This is a genomic window from Caulobacter sp. P1_B12_2, assembly GCF_056406675.1.
Genome location: NZ_JBFTZS010000037.1, coordinates 1 through 16,902, shown reverse-complemented (window position 1 = coordinate 16,902; position 16,902 = coordinate 1). Strand labels below are relative to the sequence as shown.

Here is a 16,902-nt window from a genome sequence, read left to right as displayed (position 1 = left end):
CCGGCAGACGGCCCGGAGCGGCGGCCGGGGTCAGCACYGGCTTGCCGGCGCCGTCGAGCACCGTGTGCAGCAGCTCGAACTCCGCCCTCGCGTCGCCTTCGTTGATCAGGTCGGCGTCGATGGTCAGGGTCCCATCGACCTTGGCGCGCACGAACACGCCCCACTGCGGGACGTGGACCGGAGCGGTCTTGACCAGCCAGACGTGGCGATAGAGGCCCGCCCCCTCGTAGAACCAGCCCTCGCCCAGGCTGGCGTCGACCCGCACGACCAGGCTGTTGTCGGCGCCGATATTGGCGATGTCGGTGATGTCGACGCGGAACGGGCTGTAGCCGCTCTCTTCGCGCTCGAGGATGTAACCGTTGACGATGACGGTGGCGTCGCGGAAGGCGCCGTCGAACTCGATCGACAGCCGCTTGCCGGCGTCGGCGGCGGGCAGGGCGAAGGTCTTGCGGTACCAGCCGATGCTGGTCTCGGGGAACTCGCGGCCCAGGGGCTTGTAGCCGTGGGCGGCGCGCAGGTCCTCGTCGTCGGGCTTGCCGGACGGGACATAGGCGGGGTTGTCGACGAAGGGCAGCTCCACGCCCCAGTCGTGGGGCAGGGTGACGGGCGCCCAGGCRCCGGCGTCGAAGTCGGGGGCCGAGAGCTGGCTGACCTGCCAGTTGGCGGCGGTCGCGCCGGCCTTGGCGTAGGTGCGCTGGTTGGCCCCGAAACCGAAGTCGCGGGCCGGATCCTGGGCGTGGCCCAGCTTGAAGCGCCAGTCGAAGTCCAGCGAGAGGCGCTCGCGCGGGGCCAGATCGATGGTGGGAAGGAGGGAGAGCGCGGGCGTGGCGGGCGTCTTGCCTTTAGGGGCGGCGCTGGCGGCGGAAGCGGCGGCGGCCAGGGCGGCGGCGCCGGCGGTGGCGGCCAGAGCTTGGCGGCGGCTGAAGTCGGCCATGGAGTCCTCACGCAAAAAAGCAAAAAAATGGGGAGGAAGCGGTGCGCTTCCTCCCCAGTCGCAGGATGATCGGGGAGGGTGATCGATCCAGCTTGGCAAGCCGAGCTTGCCGCCGCCACCCCTCCGCAGGAGAAGGGTGGCGAAAGGGTTAGAACTTCAGGGTCACGTCCGCGAGGAAGCGACGGCCGTAGCTGTCGTAGCGGCCGATCCGGTTGGGATCGTTGTCGCGGTACATCCGCAGTTCCTCGTTGGTCAGGTTGTTGACCTGGAAGCGGACGGTGACGTGGTCGTTGAAGCTGTAGGACGAGCTGAAGTCGAGGGTCTTCTCGCTCTCCAGGGTCTGCAGGTCCGAGCCGTTCCAGCCGTAAATCACGGTCATTGGGCTGTGGTACTTCCAGCCCAGGCGCGCCTCGATCGGACCGTTGGCGTACCACAGGTCGACCGTCGCGGTGTGCTTGGCCAGGCCCGTCATGTCGAGCGGGTTGTTGGCCGGCGAGAACTCTTTCAGGTCGGAGTCGACGAAGGCGTAGTTCGAATAGATCCCGAACTTGCTGAGCGGACCCGGCAGGAAGAAGAACGGCGTCTGGAAGGTCAGTTCCAGGCCCTGGATGTAGCCCTTGCCGCCGTTCGCCGGGCTGGCGACCGTGTAGGTCTGGCCGCCGAAGGCCACCGGGGTCTGCTTCCAGCCGATGTAGGAGTCGACGTCCTTGTAGTAGTAGGACGCGGCCACCAGGGCCTCGGGACGGAAGTACCACTCGGCCGAGGCGTCCAGCTGCCAGGCCTCGAAGGGCTTCAGCTTCGGATTGCCGGCGCTGCCGGTCCACGGCGACCAGTTGGCCAGGGTGCGGCTGGCGCGCAGCTCGTCCAGCGGCGGACGGGCGATCACCTTGGCCAGGCCCAGGCGGAACACCTTGCCGTCGCCGAAGTCGAACTTGGCGTTCGCCGAGGGCAGGATGTCGGTGTAGTCGTTGTCGACCGTCACGGCCTTGAAGGCGCTGGCGGTGTCCTGCTGCTGGCCGTCGCTGCTGGTGTCGGTGTGAACCACGCGGACGCCGACATTGCCGGTCGCCCACGAGCCGGCGAAGCTGTCAGCCGCGAAGTTCAGCTTGCCGTAGCCTTCGAAGACCGTCTCGTTGACGCTCCAGCGCTCGCCCAGCTCCTCGGTCGCGTTCGCCAGGGCGAAGGSGTTGGGGGCGTAGGCGACCGCCGCGATCTTGTCGATGTCGCCGGTCAGCAGAGCCGGTACGTTGGCGCCGTCGCCCAGCTTGTAGGCGGTCAGCAGGGCGGCGGGGATGGTCGCGCCGGTCGCGGCGGGGGCGAAGCTGAAGCTGGTGTGGTCCTTGGTGCGGTCCGAAGCCCGGACGCCGAACTGGAAGCTCTTGAACGGCACGCCCTGCAGGTCGCGGGTGAAGTCCAGGGTCGCGGCCTTCAGTTCGTCGTTCAGGTGCTCGGGGCCGTCATGCGAGCCGGCCAGGTCGGCCGTCTGGCTCAGGCCGAGGCTGTCCTGGCTGGTGGTGATGGTCGGGGTCTTGCCGGCCCGCCAGTCGAAGCTGGTCCAGGTCGGCCAGGCCTCGAAGCGCACGGCCTTCCAGGTGTTGGTCCGCTCGGCCTTCGAGTAGGAGGCGTCGGCGACGACGGTCCACTGGTCGCCGGTCCACTTGCCGTTCAGGCCGCCGACRAACAGTTCCTTGTCCTCGGTGTACTTGGCCAGCACGGTCTGGACCGAGCTGAAGGGCAGGGTGGCGGCCACGACGGCGTTGTTGACCAGGGTGAACGAGGCGCCGGGTGCGTGATAGTCGGCGTCGTTCCAACCGGTGTTGGTGCCGTCGTTCTTGTTCCAGTTGCCCCAGTTGTTGGCGCCCCAGACCGTCTGGTCCTGGACCTCGGTGATCTCGATCTTCGAATAGAGGGCGTCGGCCTTCAGTTCGAAGTTGTCGCTGGGCTTGTACTGCAGGCCGGTGGAGACGCCGGTGCGCTTCTGGTCGATGCGGCTGGCCGACATCTGCGCGCCCCAAGGCGTGTAGTCGACCTTGCCGTCACGGTTCAGGTCGCTGCTGAAGTCGCTGGCGCCGGCCGGCGGGCGGGCGTTGGAGTCGTTGTAACCCCAGCCGGTGAACGAGCCGTAGCCGTTCTTCTGCTTCTGGGTGGTCAGGCCCAGCACGAAGGCCAGGTCGTCATTGACCTTGTGGACCCACGAGCCCGAGGCGCGATAGCCGGTGGTGTCGTAGTTGGGGATGTCCTTGCCGCCGTCATAGAAGACCGGGCCGGCGCGGACCACGAATTCGGGACCCTTGTAGTCAAGGGGGGCGATCGTATCGATGTTGATCGTCGCGGCCACGCCGCCGGCGATCAGGTCGGCCGATTGCGACTTGTAGACCTGGACGCCCGAGACGACTTCCGACGGATAGATTTCCCAGCGGACGTTGCGGTCCGGCTCGGACGAGGCGACTTCGCGGCCGTTGACGGTGCCCAGCACCAGGCGGGCGCCCAGGCCGCGCACGACGGCCTGGCTGTCGTTGCCGCGGTCGCGGGTGGCGTTGACGCCTGGCAGGCGCGCGATCGACTCGGCGATGGTGACGTCGGGCAGGACGCCGATGTCCTTGGCCGAGATGGCTTCGACGACCTTGTCGGAGCCGCGCTTGACGTCCAGCGCCTCGCGCAGGCTCTTGCGCACGCCGGTGACGACGACTTCGTCGACCTGGGCGGACTCGGTTTGGGCGGCCGGGGCCGTTTGCGCGTGGGCGCTGGCGGCGGCCATCAGGGCCAGGCCACTGGCGGCGGCGAGGAGTTTGTAGTGAGACATCATGGTTCCCCCAAAGGACGACGGCGCGGCGTTCTTAAGACACCGCTGCTCATGTTGTGATGCGGACTTGTGTGGCCGGCGCTGAAAGACCGCCGGTACAGGTGGGCGCGGTGGCCGCGCCGATGCGCTTCTGACGAGCGCTCCCCGCCGACGTCGAGCGTTAGCTGGGAAGCGCTATTTATCATATCAATCACACATGACAAGCCTGGCCATGGATAGCGGTGTCAATTCACGGCCTTGGTGTGGCGCGGGGACCACTTGCGCCGCTCGCGGGTTATGCTGTGGCCGGACACGGACACGGACACGGACACGGACACGGACACGGAGACCCGACCATGGACGCCCATACGACCCTCACCCCCGCCGCCGAGCTCGCCGCGCGAAGCCCGGTGCGGTTTCCCAACGAGAGCCCCGAGTACCGCGCCGCGCGCACGGCCCTGCTGGCCGAGGAACTGGAGCTGCGCCGTCACCTCGAGCGCGTCGCCGAGCAGCGCCGCGCTTTGCCGCCGGGCGGGCCGGTGACCGGCGACTACCGGTTCGAGGGCGAGGAGGGACCGGTCGACTTCGCCGGCCTGTTCCGCGGCAAGAAAACCCTGGGCGTCTACAGCTTCATGTTCGGGCCGCAGCGCGAGCGGCCCTGTCCGATGTGCACGGCTCTGCTGGGGCCGCTGGACGGCAACGCCGCCGACCTGGACCAACGCATGTCCCTGGTCGTGGTGGCGCGCTCGCCGCTCGAGCGGCTTGTCGCCTTCAAGAACGAACGGGGCTGGAAAAACCTGCGGCTCTACACCGACCTGACCGGCGACTATTCCCGCGACTATTTCGGCCTGCTGCCGAACGGCGACGAGATCCCGGCCTACAACGTCTTCGACCGCCAGGACGGGACGATCCGCCACTTCTGGTCCGGCGAGATGACCGGCGACAGCGCCGACCCCGGCCAGGACCCGCGCGGCGCGCCGGACCTCGTGCCGCTGTGGAACTTCCTGGACATGACGCCGGACGGGCGCGGCGAGGATTGGTATCCGAGTTTGGAGTACGGGAAGTAGGAGCCAAAAACGGTTGTCATCCCGGACGAGCGCGCAGCGCGAAGATCCGGGACCGACCCGTGAACTCAGAGCTTCCGGCGGTCCAGGATCGGCGGCCCTTCGGGCCTTGTCCGGGATGACAAGCTTCGGGAATGCTCTAGCCTCCAACCAGGATCGCGGAGGAGGCTGAGCTTGCATCTGTTCACCAGGATCGGGCTCGTCCTCGCGACGCTCGTCACGCTCGCCGCCCCACCGACTTTCGCGGCGGAAAAGCCCAGGCCCRTCGCCGCGTCCACCCTGAGCGCCGGCGCTGTCGCCTCGCCCGATCGCTACGGCGCCCTGGCGGCCGAGGAAATCCTCAAGCAGGGCGGCAACGCGGTGGACGCCGCGGTGGCGACGGCCTTCGCCTTGGCGGTGACCTATCCGGAGGCGGGCAATCTGGGCGGCGGCGGCTTCATGACGCTGGTCGTTGACGGCAAGCCCTACTTCCTCGACTATCGAGAGACCGCCCCCGCCGGCGCCACGGCCGGCATGTTTCTCGACGACAAGGGCGAACCGGTCGCGGCGCGCAGCATCGTCGGCAACCTGTCGGTGGGCGTTCCCGGCACGGTGCGCGGCATGGCCATGGCCCACGAGCGGTTCGGCAAGCTGCCCTGGGCGCGGGTTCTGGCTCCGGCGATCCGCTATGCCCGCGACGGTTTCCTGGTCACGCCGCAACTGATCGGCATCGTCGAGGGCAGCCAGGGGCCTTTCGTCGGCGTGACCAACTTTCAGGCGCGGTTCGGCGCCATGAAGGCCGGCGAGGCTTTCCGTCAGCCCGAGCTTGCCGCCACTCTCGAGCGCATCGCCAAGGGCGGCGACGCGGAGTTCTACACGGGCCAAACCGCYGACCTGCTGGTCGCCCAGATGGCCCGTGGCGAGAAGGGGCTGATCAGCAAGGCCGACCTAGCCGCGTACAAGGCCGTCTGGCGCGAGCCGCTCCAGGCCGACTGGCGCGGCTATCGGGTGATCACCGCGCCGCCGCCCAGCTCTGGCGGCATCGCCCTGCTGCAGTTGCTGCTGATGAAACAGGACGCCGCGCCCCTTTTCGCCGGCGTGGTGCTGAACAGCCCGCAGTACGTCCATCTGGTCTCGGAGATGGAAAAGCGGGTCTTCGCCGACCGGGCCGAATATCTCGGCGATCCGGACTTCTGGAAGGTCCCGGTCACCGCCCTGGTCGACCCGGCCTATATCGCCCGCCGGGCCGGCGAGATCGATCCCGTCAAGCCCTCCGCCACCCCGGCGGTGAAGCCGGGCCTGGAGAAGCCGCAGACCACCCATTTCTCGATCGTCGACCGCTGGGGCAACGCGGTGTCCAACACCTACACGCTGAACGGCTGGTTCGGTTCGGGCGTGGTGGTCGAGGGCGCGGGCTTCCTGCTCAACGACGAGATGGACGACTTCTCGGCCAAGCCCGGCGCGCCCAACATGTTCGGCGTGGTGGGCGGCGACGCCAACGCCATCGCGCCGGGCAAGCGGCCGCTGTCGTCGATGACCCCGACCATCCTGCTGCGTGACGGCCGCGTGGCCATGGTGATCGGCACGCCCGGCGGCTCGCGGATCTTCACCTCGGTGTTTCAGGTCCTGGCCGACGTCTACGACCACCGCCTGTCGTTGGGGGAGGCCCAGAAGCAGATGCGCTTCCACCATCAGCTGCTGCCGGAGAACGTGATCTTCTCCGAACCCTACGCGCCGTTCCCGCCCGCCTTGCGGGTGGCCTTGGCGGAACGTGGCTACAAGGTCGAGGCCCAGGACTACAACGGCGACATCGAGGCGATCCAGGTGATCGACGGGGCGCCCGTTCCGGAGGCCGATCCCCGGGCGCGCGGGGTGGCGCTGGTGGTGAAGTAGGGGAGCTGAAGACCCCTCTCTCTTTGAGAGAGGGGTTCCTATTCTCTAAGGCGCAATCGGCACCACGCTGGCTCGTTGCCCCACCGTCGCCGTCACGGCCGCGGCGTCGGCCACCGCCGCAGCCGTCGCCGCCGTGGCCACGGTCACCGAGGTCCCGGGCGCCAGGCGGGTGCGGTAGACGAAGGCGTCGCCTTCGCGGGTCATGGCCTTAGGCCCGACGCCGCCCAGGAAGTCGCCGTCGATGTAGGCCGCGTCGCCCGCCACCTTCGCCTTGAAAGTCACCTCGACCGGCAGGACGTAGGCGTGCTTCAGCCAGCCCTCGGCGCTGTCCAGGGCCTGGCCCTTGTAGTCGAACACCGCCGCGTTCTCCCAGTTGGAGCCCTTGCCCCAGCGGGTGCCGCAGGACTTGGTCGAGACCCAGGCCGGCTCCCAGTAGAAGACGCCCGTGCCGCCGTTGTCGAAGACCAGCTGGGTCAGGTCGACCAGGTACTTCTTCTGGCCGGCTGGAGTGGCCGGGTAGCCGGCGATCAGCGAGTCCTCGCCCAGCAGGTTGGGCGAGCTGTCGGCGTTCTCGGTGGTGAAGGGATAGGCCGTCTCGACCACCAGAACGTCGGCCGCATAGGTGTTGCGCAGGCGGTTGATGGTCTGGCCCAGCTGGGCCATCGAGCGCTTGGACCACTTGCTGTAGTAGCTGAGGCCGATGATGTCGTAGTCGGTGACGCCCGCCTTGGTCGCCGCTTCGAACCAGGGCTCGACGTTCTCGGGCTGGGCGATGTGCAGCATCAGCCGAGGCTTGGTCCCGGTCTCCTTGCTGACGTCGCGAACGGCCTTGATGCCGGCGTTGAACAGCAGGGCGTTGCGGTCCCAGTGGATCGGCTCCTTGGCCTTGGCCAGGCTGGAGACGATCTCGCCGTTGGTCTCGTTGCCCACCTGCACCAGCTCGGGCATCAGGCCTTCACGGTTCAGCTCGGTCAGGGTGTCGTGGGTGAACGCGTACAGCGCCTTGGCCTGGTCGGGCGTCGAGAGCTTGGCCCAGGCCTTGGGGGCCAGCTGCTTGTCGCCGTCGGCCCAGTCGTCGGAATAGTGGAAGTCGAGCAGCACCTGCATGCCGGCCTGCTTGGCGCGGCGGATGCTGCGCTTGACGTCGGCGAGGTTGGAATACTTGGTCCAGTCCGGGTCGTTCCAGATGCGGATCCGCGCCACGTTGGCCCCGGCCGATTTGAAGAACTTGAACTGGTCCACCGTCTGGCCGCCGGATTTGTAGACCGCGCCGCAGTCGTCCATCTCGTTGGCGTAGGAGATGTCGACGCCGAGATAGATCGGGGGCTCGGCGGCCTGAGCGGCGGTCAGGCTCAGCAGGCTGGCGGCCATTCCGGCGACGATGAAGCGGTTGCCCCGCATGACGTTCTCTCCCGACGTTACGCGCCTCGCGAGGGAGGCGGCGGGAAGGTCGGGGTATTTATATTATAAATCAAGCCCGTTCTTCACCCTCTCCCATGGGGAGAGAGTTTCAGGCCTACGACTCCACCCCGCTGAACGTCCGGTGCTCGCTGAGGTCCGGCCTCGGCGTCACGCCGTCGGTCCAGATCGGGCGCGCGGGCCGTGCGTCGGCCACGCTGCGCACCGCCAGGCCGTCATGCGCGAAGTCATCGACCTCGATCACCGCCGCCACGGCCTTGTCGGCCGCCTCCAGCGCCGCGATTTCGTCAGCCGTGACCCAGCCGCCCTCGACCCCGTCCTTCCAGTTCCGGATCTTCTGGGCGCGCAGGCGGTCGTGGATCGGCTGGGTGGCGACCACCCGCTCGAAGGCGTCGATCAGTTGGCCGACCGCCTCGTCCTGGCCGCCGACATAGACGTTCTCGATCAGCCGGTCGCGGGTGGCCGACGGGGCCAGCAGCAGCTCGGCGCAGGCGGTGGTCACCTTGTCCGACGGACCTCGGCGACGCGGCCCCAGAGGCAGGATCGCCGCCCGCAGCAGCCAGCCCGCCAGCGGGTTGGGCAGGTTGGCGAACACCTCGTCGAAGCGCTGCTCGATGGTGGCGAAGCCGGTGTCCATGCACCATTGCAGCAGCGGGAAGTCGGCGTCCTGGCGGCCCTCGTCCTCCCACCGCTTCAGGGCGCTCGACAGGAAATAGAGCTCGGCCAGGATGTCGCCCAGCCGGCCCGACAGCATCTCCTTGCGCTTCAGGGCGCCGCCGAGGGTCAGCAGGGCGATGTCGGAGGTCAGGGCGAAGGCGGCGCTGTAGCGGCCCATCTGGCGATAGAACCGGCTGGCGCGGCCGGCGTCCGGGGCCGGCGCGAAGGCCCCGCCGGTCCAACTGCGGCTCCAGGCGTTCAGGCCCGTGCGGATCGCGTGGGCCACGTGCTTCCAGAACACCGCGTCGAACTCGGCCAAGCCCTTGGACCGGTCTTCCTCGCCGATCGCCAGGATCTCCTGCAGCATGAACGGATGGGCCCGGATGGCGCCCTGGCCGAACACCATCAGGCTGCGGGTCAGGATGTTGGCGCCCTCGACCGTGATGCCGACCGGAATGGCCCGGTACTGCGAGCCCATGTAGTTGCGCGGCCCCTCGATCACCGCCTTGCCGCCATGCACGTCCATGGCGTCGTTGACCACCACCCGCATGCGCTCGGTGGCGCCGGACTTCAGCAGGGCCGAGATCACCGACGGATGGTGGCCCAGGTCCAGGCCCGTGCAGGTCAGCCGGCGGGCGGCGTCCAGCAGGTAGGCGTTGCCGGCGATGCGGGCCAGGCGCTCCTGCACGCCCTCGAACTTGCCGATCGGCACGCCGAACTGGTTGCGGACGCGGGCGTAGCTGCCGGTGGTCAGGGCGCTGAACGAGGCCGCCGCGCCCGACAGGGCCGGAAGCGAGATCCCGCGCCCGGCCGCCAGGGCGGTCATCAGCATCTTCCAGCCCTGGCCGACGCGCTCGGCGCCGCCGATCACCATCTCCATCGGGATGAAGACGTCCTTGCCCCAGTTGGGACCGTTCTGGAACGTCTGGAAAGCGGGCAGGTGGCGGCGGCCGATCTCGACCCCGGCGGTGTCGGTCGGGACCAGGGCGCAGGTGATGCCGATGTCTTCCACGTCGCCCAGCAGGTGGTCGGGGTCGCGCAGCTTGAAGGCCAGGCCCAGCACCGTGCAGACCGGACCCAGGGTGATGTAGCGCTTGTGCCAGTTGAGGCGGATGCCCAGGACCTCCTGGCCCTTCCAGGTTCCGCGGCAGACCACGCCCTCGTCGATCATGGCCCCGGCGTCCGACCCGGCCTCGGGGCTGGTCAGGCCGAAGGCGGGCACCTCGCGGCCGTCGGCCAGGCGCGGCAGCCATTGGTCGCGCTGGGCCTGGGCGCCGAACTTCATGATCAGTTCGCCCGGACCGAGCGAGTTGGGCACCATGGCCGTCACCGCCGCCGACACCGAGCGGGTGGCGATCTTGCGGACGATCTCGGCGTGGCCGAAGGCGCTGAAGCCCAGGCCGCCGTAGGCCTTCGGAATGATCATCCCGAAGAACTTCTGGCTCTTCAGATAGGACCAGGCCTCGGGCGGCAGGTCGCGGGTCTCCCAGGTCATGTTCCAGTCGTCGAGCATGGCGCACAGGGTGTTGACCGGCCCGTCGATGAAGGCCTGCTCGTCGGGACGCAGCCTGGGCGTCGGGAAGGCCAGCAGCTCGTTCCAGTCCGGATCGCCGGTGAACAGGGCGGCGTCCCACCAGGTGTCGCCGGCGTCGATCGCCTCGCGCTCGGTCTGGGACAGGGCCGGCATCACGCCGCGCGCCCACTGGAGGATCGGCCGGGTGATCAGATCCCGGCGGAAGTTGAAGCTGGTCATGACGCCATCTCGGTTACCGATGGACATCAAACGCCTTGCCGCCGCTACGGCTCCGACGGCCGGTCCGCCGTGTAGAGCGAGATCGATCCGGTCGGGGTCGGGATCACCCGGCGTTCCTCGACGCCCGCGAACCCGGCCTGGGTCATCAGGGAGGGCAGCACGCCCCGGGCGTTGGGTGTGGTCAGGTCGAAGCCGTCGACCATCTGCACCAGCCTGAACAGCAGCCGCATCAGGGCCGTGCGCTGCAGGCCGTAGTCGGCGACCATCATTGCGGCGCCGGGTTTCAACGCCGCGTGCATGGCGTCCAGGATCGCCTGTTTCATCGGCAGGGGGCATTGGTGCAGCACCAGGCTGGAGACCACCTTGTCCGCCGACCCAAGCGGCGCGATGTCGGCCAGGCGGTCGCCCAGGGCCTGGCGCCATTCGATCTCGACCCCCGCTTGGCGCGCCTTGGCGGCCGCCAGAGCCAGGATCGCGGGGTCCGGATCGACGCCGATGATCCGCGCGGCCGGGCAGGCGGTCTTCAGCATCACCGCGAAGGCGCCGGTGCCGCAGCCGACGTCGAGGATCGTCTCGCCGGGCCGGGGATCGACCAGGGTCAGGAACGCGGCGCGCCAGACCCGCTCGCGGGCGGCCACGGCGACGACGCGATCATACAGCCCGGTCAGTTCGGGGCGGCCGAGGGCGGGAACATAGGGCCGGGTGTCGGGGGTGCGGGTGTCGGTCATGCGCTCAGGATGGCGACCGGCGGGCGCGAACGCTTGAACGTAGCGGCTAGACGCCCGGCTTGATGATCTGGGTCGCGGTGACGCCGAACATCGCCTTCAGCGTGCGGGCGAAATGGGCGGCGTCGGCGAAGCCGGCCGCGTGGGCCGCCGTGGTCACGTCGTCTCCTCGTGTCAGCGCGTCGAAGGCCCGCTGCACCCGTCGCCACAGCAGGTAGCGCCGGAACGGCAGGCCCATCGCCTCGACGAAGACGTGGCGATAGCGCTCGGGCGACAGGTCCGCCGCCCGCGCCGCCGCCGCCAGAGGCACCAGCCCGTCGGCCAGGCGTTCGTCGACCACGGCCAGCGAGCGCTGGAGGTTGCCTGGCAGCGGCGCGGGGTGGGGGGCGTCGGGGTCGGTCAGCACCCGCCGCCAGGTCTGCAGGCGCGGATTGGGCGAGCTCAGGATCGCGGCCTCGGGCAGGGGGCGCAGGGCCGCCAGCATGGCGACGGCATCGACGCTGGGYGCCACGGCCTCGATATAGACCTGCCGCGCCTGATCGTGCGGTTCGAGGCGATGCAGCACCAGGGGATCGATCAGCACGGCCCGGGCGGTATGGAGACGGCCCAGACCGTCGTGGACGCTGACCGGCGTGTCAGACAGCACCAACTGCGCGGCCAGATGCCGGTGCGGCGCGCCGTGCCCGATCGAGCCGCGCCAGACCGCCCAGCGATCGCCGAGGTCCAGTTGGCCATGCCAGAGCCCATCGGTCACAGCCCGGTTCCTCGCGACGCAACGGTCGTTCCGCCCCGCTACACCTAAGGCCGTCCGCGCCGTCGGCAAGGTCAGGAGCGTCGAAGTCCTCGGGCGTTGCATCCAAACAGGGCCGCGCAAGCCTCTAACCTATGGGACGCGTCTGTGGTCTCGCTTGAGGAGACCCGCATGCTTGCCCTGCCACTCGTGATCATGGCGCTCGCCGTCCAGGCCGCGCCGATCGTCATGGACCCGGTCGTCAAGACCCGGCTGGACGCCGGCCTGCAATGCCGGCTCGGCGCCTACGCCCTGCCGGACGGTCGTTTCCTCAGCATCACCGGCAGCGCCGGCCATCCGCGCGACCTGCGTTATGGGCGTTCCGAGGGCGGGCTTGGCCGGCTGGTGGAGCAGGCCGACGGCGGCTACGCCTCGTCGGGTCCGCCCAAGCTGGCGCTGCGCTTCGAGCCCTGCGCGACCGGGGTGGTGCGGCTGGAGAGCACGGCGGGGACGCAAGCGGGCCACCGCCTGCCGCTGGTCGTTCGTGAGACGACGTTCCGCAGCGGCGACGTCGAGCTGCGCGGCAAGCTGGTGCTGCCGCCGGGCGGCAAGGCCAAGGCCGTGGCCGTCTGGATCGGTGGCTCCAACAACGATCCGGACACGGACGACATGGGCTGGCAGTTCGAGCTGGCCCGTCGCGGCGTCGGGGTCTTCGTCTACGATAAGCGCGGCACGGGCGGTTCGGGCGGGGCCTTCACCGCCGACTTCCATCTGCGCGCCGCCGACACCGTGGCCGCCGTCCGCGAGGTCCGTCGACTGGCGCCGGGCGTCGGCAAGATCGGGGTGATCGGCGGCAGCCAGGGCGGCTGGGTCGCGCCGCTGACAGCCACCCTGACGCCGCTCGACTTCGTCATTCCGGCCTTCGCCATGGCCGAGGGACCGCCCGCCCAGGACCGGGCGGTGGTGGAGGGTCAGCTGCGTCAGGCCGGCTTCGACGACGCGGTCCTGGCCAAGGCCGATATGCTGACCGCCGCCACCGAGCGAGTGGTGCGGTCCAACTTCACCGACGGGTTCGAAGCCCTGGAGGCGCTGAAGCAGAAGTACGCCGGCGAGCCGTGGCTGGCGGCGATCCAGCCGCGCTCCTACACCGGCGTGCTGCTGCGGGCGACCTCGGCCGAGGCCCGGGCCAACGGGCCAGCGCTGTCTCAGGGTCTGACCTTCGACTATGAGCCGCGTCCGGTCATCGAGACGATCAAGCCGCGCCAGCTCTGGCTGCTGGGCGGCCGCGACCGTCAGGCGCCCAGCGCGGGCACGGTGAAGGTGCTGGCGGAGATCCAGAAGGTTCGGCCAGACGTGGATGTGATCGTCTTCCCCGACGCCGACCACGGGCTGCTCCAGAAGTCGAAAGGACCCGAGGGCGACGTCACGGCCTACCCGCCGGGCCTGTTCGACCAGATGGCCAGCTGGATCCTGACCGGGCGCACATAAACCTTCTCCCTCTGGGCGAAGGTTCGTGAGGGCTACCCCGCTTCCCCCGTCAGCTCCCGCCGCGCCTTGTCCAGCTCCTCGGCGTAGCGGCGCGTCGCATAGGCTTCGGACAGGATGCCGATCACCTCGCGGTTGGCGTCGATCACCGCCAGTTCGTCGGCCTGGGTGTGGTCGAAGGCGCGCATGACGTCCTTGATCGACTCGTCGGCCGTCAGGGCGGTGTCGGTGTAGAGGACCAGGGAGGCCACGGCCTGCTCGCTGTCGTCGGGGTGGGCGTAGGCCAGGGCGGTGCGGACGATGCCGGCGTAGCGGCCGGTGGCGTCCAGGGCCACCACCCGCTTGGTCGAACCCAGAGGATAGCGGCGGCGAAACTCCGCCAGGGTGGCCTCGGCGGGGATGGTCTTGGTGTCCTTGCGCATCATCCGGCCGGCGGTCAGCGGGCGCATCCACGACACGTCGTGGGCGCTGCGGATGGTCTCGCCGCGCAGGTGCAGCCGCCAGGTCGAGAACGAGTAGCCGAAGGTCTCGCGCACCAGGGCGCTGGCGATCAGCGAGGCGACCAGGGCGGCCGCCGCGACGGTGAAGTCGCCGGTCGCCTCCAGCACTAGGAACGACATGGTGAAAGGCCCGCCGACGACCGCGACGCCGAACGCGCCCAGGCCGACCAGGGCCGCCACCGTCGGGTCTAGCGACGGCAGCCAGGGCACGAACACGGTCAGGGCCGCGAAGATCTGGCCGACCAGAACGCCCAGGAACAGCGAGGCGAAGAACAGCCCGCCCCGGAAGCCGAAGCTGAGCGACACGACGCTGGCCAAGGCCTTCATGGCCAGCAGGATCAGCAGCATCTTCAGGCCCAGCTCGGCGGTCAGGTTGACGTGCACCGCGCCGTGGCCGGCCGACAGGGTCTGGGGCGTGATCATCGCCATGGCCGCCAGGGCCACCCCGCCGACCACCGGGCGGAAGGTCTTGGGCAGTTTCGACTTGGCCACCAGCCCCTCGGCCGAGGCCACCAGCCGCATCAGGGCGATGCCCGCGAAGGCGCAGACCACGCCCAGCAAGGCGTAGAGGCCGTAGTCGAACCAGGACTGCACGGCTGGGGTCGAGGTCTTCAGCAGATAGGGCAGGCCGCCCATCCGTCCGGCCACCAGCACCGCGGCCAGGGCGGCGGCGGCCACGGGGGCCAGGTTGGCGACGGTGTAGGCCCCGATGACGATCTCGAACGCGTAGAAGGCCCCGGTCAGGGGCGCGCCGAACGCGGCGGCGATGGCGGCGCCGGCCCCGGCCCCGACCAGGGTGCGCATGTCGGCCCGGCGCAGGTTCAGCCGCTGGCCGGCGAACGARGCGATGGCCGCCCCGGCCTGGGCGTAGGCGGCCTCCAGCCCGACCGAGGCGCCGACCCCGTTCGACAGCATCGTCTGGCCACAGATGAAAGCGCTGTCGCGGACCGACAGATGGCCGCCGTGCAGGGCGTTGGCCTCGACCGGGTCGACGGCGGGCTTGGGGCGATACTTCAACCAGGCCCAGGTGGCCAGGCCCAGCACCAGGCCGCCGATGGGAATGGCCAGGGTCCGCCACGGGGCGATCATGCTTTGGGCGCTGAGGCGCGAATCCATGTCGATGGCGAACAGCATCACCTGCAGGCCGTGGGCCAGCTTGGCCTGCAGCACCGCCAGGGCCCCGGCCGCGGCCCCGATCAGGGTGGCCACCGCGATCAGCCACAGCTCGCTGGACCGGATCCGCCGCCGCAGCCAGCTGAGCCAGCGCACGGAGGTGGTGGTCGGGAGGGACAGCTGCATGACGCTTAGGGTTCCGCGGGACGCGCCATCTTAGGGGCTGCGCCGGGCGAGGCAACGCTGGCCAAGAAACGGGGGGCGTGCGGACCTAGCCCCGCGCGGCGGCGGGCGCCGGGGCCTGGGCCGTCAGCACCACGCCGCTCCGCGTCGGCTGGCCCATGCCCTCGGGACCGCGCCAGTCGGCCGCGACGATGAACAGGGTCGTCCCGTCGGGCCCGCCCAGAGCGCAGGAGAAGCAGCCGCGATCGGCCTCGACCCGGGCCAGAACCTCTCCGCCCTCCGCCACCCGCACGCAGCAGCGGCCCGGCACGTCGGCGTACCAGACGGCTCCCTCGGCATCGAGGCAGATCCCGTCCGGGTGGCCGTCGACCTGCGCCCAGACCCGCCGGTTCGACAGACCGCCGTCGGCGGCGATGTCGAAGGCGGTCAGACATTGGCCGTAGGACTCCGCCAGGATCAGGGTCTTGCCGTCGGGCGTGATCGCCATGCCGTTGGGAAATTCCACGCCGTCGGCGACCTGGCGCGCCCTGCCGTCCGGCGTGACCAGGGCGATGATACCGGTCGTCACCTCGCCGTGCGGGAAGTCGAAGCCGATGTTGTTGACGTAGGCGGCGCCGCGCCCATCAACGACGATCTCGTTCCAGGGCTTGTCGGACAGCCCCGACAGGTCGCCATGGCGCTTCAGCTGGCGGTGCGGGGCCAGCAGCAGCACCTGTCCGGCCGCGCTGACCAGCAGCCGGTCGTCGGGGCGCGGATCGATGCAGAAGGGCAGGGCGTCGACCGCGATGATCGTCTCGCGACATCCGACCATGTCGACCGTCAGCAGTTCGCGCGCGCCCCAGTCGCAGACCCACAGCCGGCCGTTCCACCAGCGCGGCGACTCGCCCATCACCAGGCCGGTCAGCAGGGTTCGGGTTTCGAGGACGGGGACGGTCATGGGGCGCTCCTGCGGGTGATGACTCAAAGACGTGGCAGGAGGCGCGATTGCGACAGGACGGCGTTACGAGGGGTGAAAATCTGCGAGCTGCCACGCGGCGTCGATGAACGTCGGTTTCTTCCCTCTCCCGCAGGGGGAGAAGGATCAGCCGCCGACGCCCTCATGCGCCAACAGCCAGCGCTTGCGTTCGACGCCGCCGCCGTAGCCGGTCAGGGCGCCGCCGGTTCCGATCACCCGGTGGCAGGGTACGACGACGGCGATCGGGTTGGCGCCGTTGGCCAGGCCGACGGCCCGCACGGCGCTGGGCCGGCCGATCCGCTGGGCCAGGCGGGCATAGGTCGTCGCCTCGCCCAGCGGGATCTCGACCAGGGCGTTCCAGACCTGTTGCTGGAAGGCCGTGCCGCCGATCGCCCAGGGCACGGTCTTCAGCGCCGCCAGCTCGCCGGCGAAATAGGCCGCCAGGCCGTCGCGCACGGAGCTCGACGCGGGGCCGGTTTCCACGGGCTGGTCGCGGTGGTGCAGCCGCAGAGCTCGGGCCAGGCGCTGGGGCTGGTCGTGGAATTCCAGCACGCGCAGGCTGCCTTCGGCGTCGACGACCACGTCGATCTCGCCGATCGGAGTCTTCAGCACATCAAGCGTCAGGACCTCAGGCCGCACGCTTGACCTTCCGCACCGGCGGCGCGCCCTCGTCGGCCAGCGAGGCCCACAGGTGCAGGGCGGCGTAGGCGCGCCAGGGCCGCCAGGCCTC

Annotated in this window: 11 protein-coding genes and 1 pseudogene; 3 read left to right on the top strand and 9 right to left on the bottom strand. The window is 69.7% G+C overall.

The window, feature by feature from the left end:
- Positions 1-934 (bottom strand): annotated as a pseudogene (locus tag AC1DZ6_RS04240) (beta-galactosidase); the annotation flags it as partial.
- 148 nt (positions 935-1,082) lie between these two features.
- Positions 1,083-3,740, bottom strand: a complete 2,658-nt coding sequence (locus tag AC1DZ6_RS04235; protein WP_477095945.1) for a TonB-dependent receptor — start codon at positions 3,738-3,740, stop codon at positions 1,083-1,085.
- 332 nt (positions 3,741-4,072) lie between these two features.
- Here AC1DZ6_RS04235 and AC1DZ6_RS04230 point away from each other — a divergent pair, with 332 nt between their 5' ends.
- Positions 4,073-4,783: a DUF899 family protein gene (locus tag AC1DZ6_RS04230; RefSeq protein WP_477095944.1), complete on the top strand. Its 711-nt coding sequence runs from the start codon at positions 4,073-4,075 to the stop codon at positions 4,781-4,783.
- Positions 4,784-4,954: 171 nt separating this feature from the next.
- Positions 4,955-6,652 carry a gamma-glutamyltransferase gene (gene ggt, locus AC1DZ6_RS04225; protein ID WP_477095943.1) on the top strand — a complete coding sequence of 566 codons (1,698 nt, stop codon included), beginning with the start codon at positions 4,955-4,957 and terminating at the stop codon, positions 6,650-6,652.
- Between the two features lie 45 nt (positions 6,653-6,697).
- Here ggt and AC1DZ6_RS04220 read toward each other — a convergent pair whose 3' ends face one another.
- The 4 genes from AC1DZ6_RS04220 to AC1DZ6_RS04205 all read right to left on the bottom strand — a co-directional run bounded on the left by AC1DZ6_RS04220 (position 6,698) and on the right by AC1DZ6_RS04205 (position 11,960).
- Positions 6,698-8,053 (bottom strand): glycoside hydrolase family 53 protein, encoded by a 1,356-nt coding sequence (locus tag AC1DZ6_RS04220; protein WP_477095942.1) that lies wholly within the window; start codon positions 8,051-8,053, stop codon positions 6,698-6,700.
- Between the two features lie 115 nt (positions 8,054-8,168).
- The gene (locus AC1DZ6_RS04215) at positions 8,169-10,481 is read right to left on the bottom strand and encodes an acyl-CoA dehydrogenase (protein ID WP_477095941.1); all 2,313 of its coding nucleotides are present in this window, start codon (positions 10,479-10,481) and stop codon (positions 8,169-8,171) included.
- Positions 10,482-10,525: 44 nt separating this feature from the next.
- Positions 10,526-11,209: a class I SAM-dependent methyltransferase gene (locus AC1DZ6_RS04210; protein ID WP_477095940.1), complete on the bottom strand. Its 684-nt coding sequence runs from the start codon at positions 11,207-11,209 to the stop codon at positions 10,526-10,528.
- Positions 11,210-11,255: 46 nt separating this feature from the next.
- The gene (locus AC1DZ6_RS04205) at positions 11,256-11,960 is read right to left on the bottom strand and encodes a helix-turn-helix domain-containing protein (RefSeq protein WP_477095939.1); all 705 of its coding nucleotides are present in this window, start codon (positions 11,958-11,960) and stop codon (positions 11,256-11,258) included.
- 168 nt (positions 11,961-12,128) lie between these two features.
- On the opposite strand from AC1DZ6_RS04205, the gene AC1DZ6_RS04200 reads away from it, so the two are divergent.
- Entirely contained in the window at positions 12,129-13,424 is a 1,296-nt protein-coding gene (locus AC1DZ6_RS04200) for an alpha/beta hydrolase family protein (RefSeq protein WP_477095938.1), read from the top strand.
- Positions 13,425-13,456: 32 nt separating this feature from the next.
- On the opposite strand, the gene AC1DZ6_RS04195 is transcribed toward AC1DZ6_RS04200, so the two are convergent.
- From AC1DZ6_RS04195 to AC1DZ6_RS04185, 3 genes are all read right to left on the bottom strand, one after another.
- Complete coding sequence (locus AC1DZ6_RS04195) at positions 13,457-15,220, bottom strand: chloride channel protein (protein WP_477095937.1); 1,764 nt, start codon at positions 15,218-15,220, stop codon at positions 13,457-13,459.
- An 85-nt stretch (positions 15,221-15,305) separates the two neighbouring features.
- Entirely contained in the window at positions 15,306-16,154 is an 849-nt protein-coding gene (locus tag AC1DZ6_RS04190) for an SMP-30/gluconolactonase/LRE family protein (RefSeq protein WP_477095936.1), read from the bottom strand.
- 144 nt (positions 16,155-16,298) lie between these two features.
- Positions 16,299-16,811 (bottom strand): methylated-DNA--[protein]-cysteine S-methyltransferase, encoded by a 513-nt coding sequence (locus AC1DZ6_RS04185; protein ID WP_477095935.1) that lies wholly within the window; start codon positions 16,809-16,811, stop codon positions 16,299-16,301.
- Positions 16,812-16,902 lie beyond the last annotated feature (91 nt).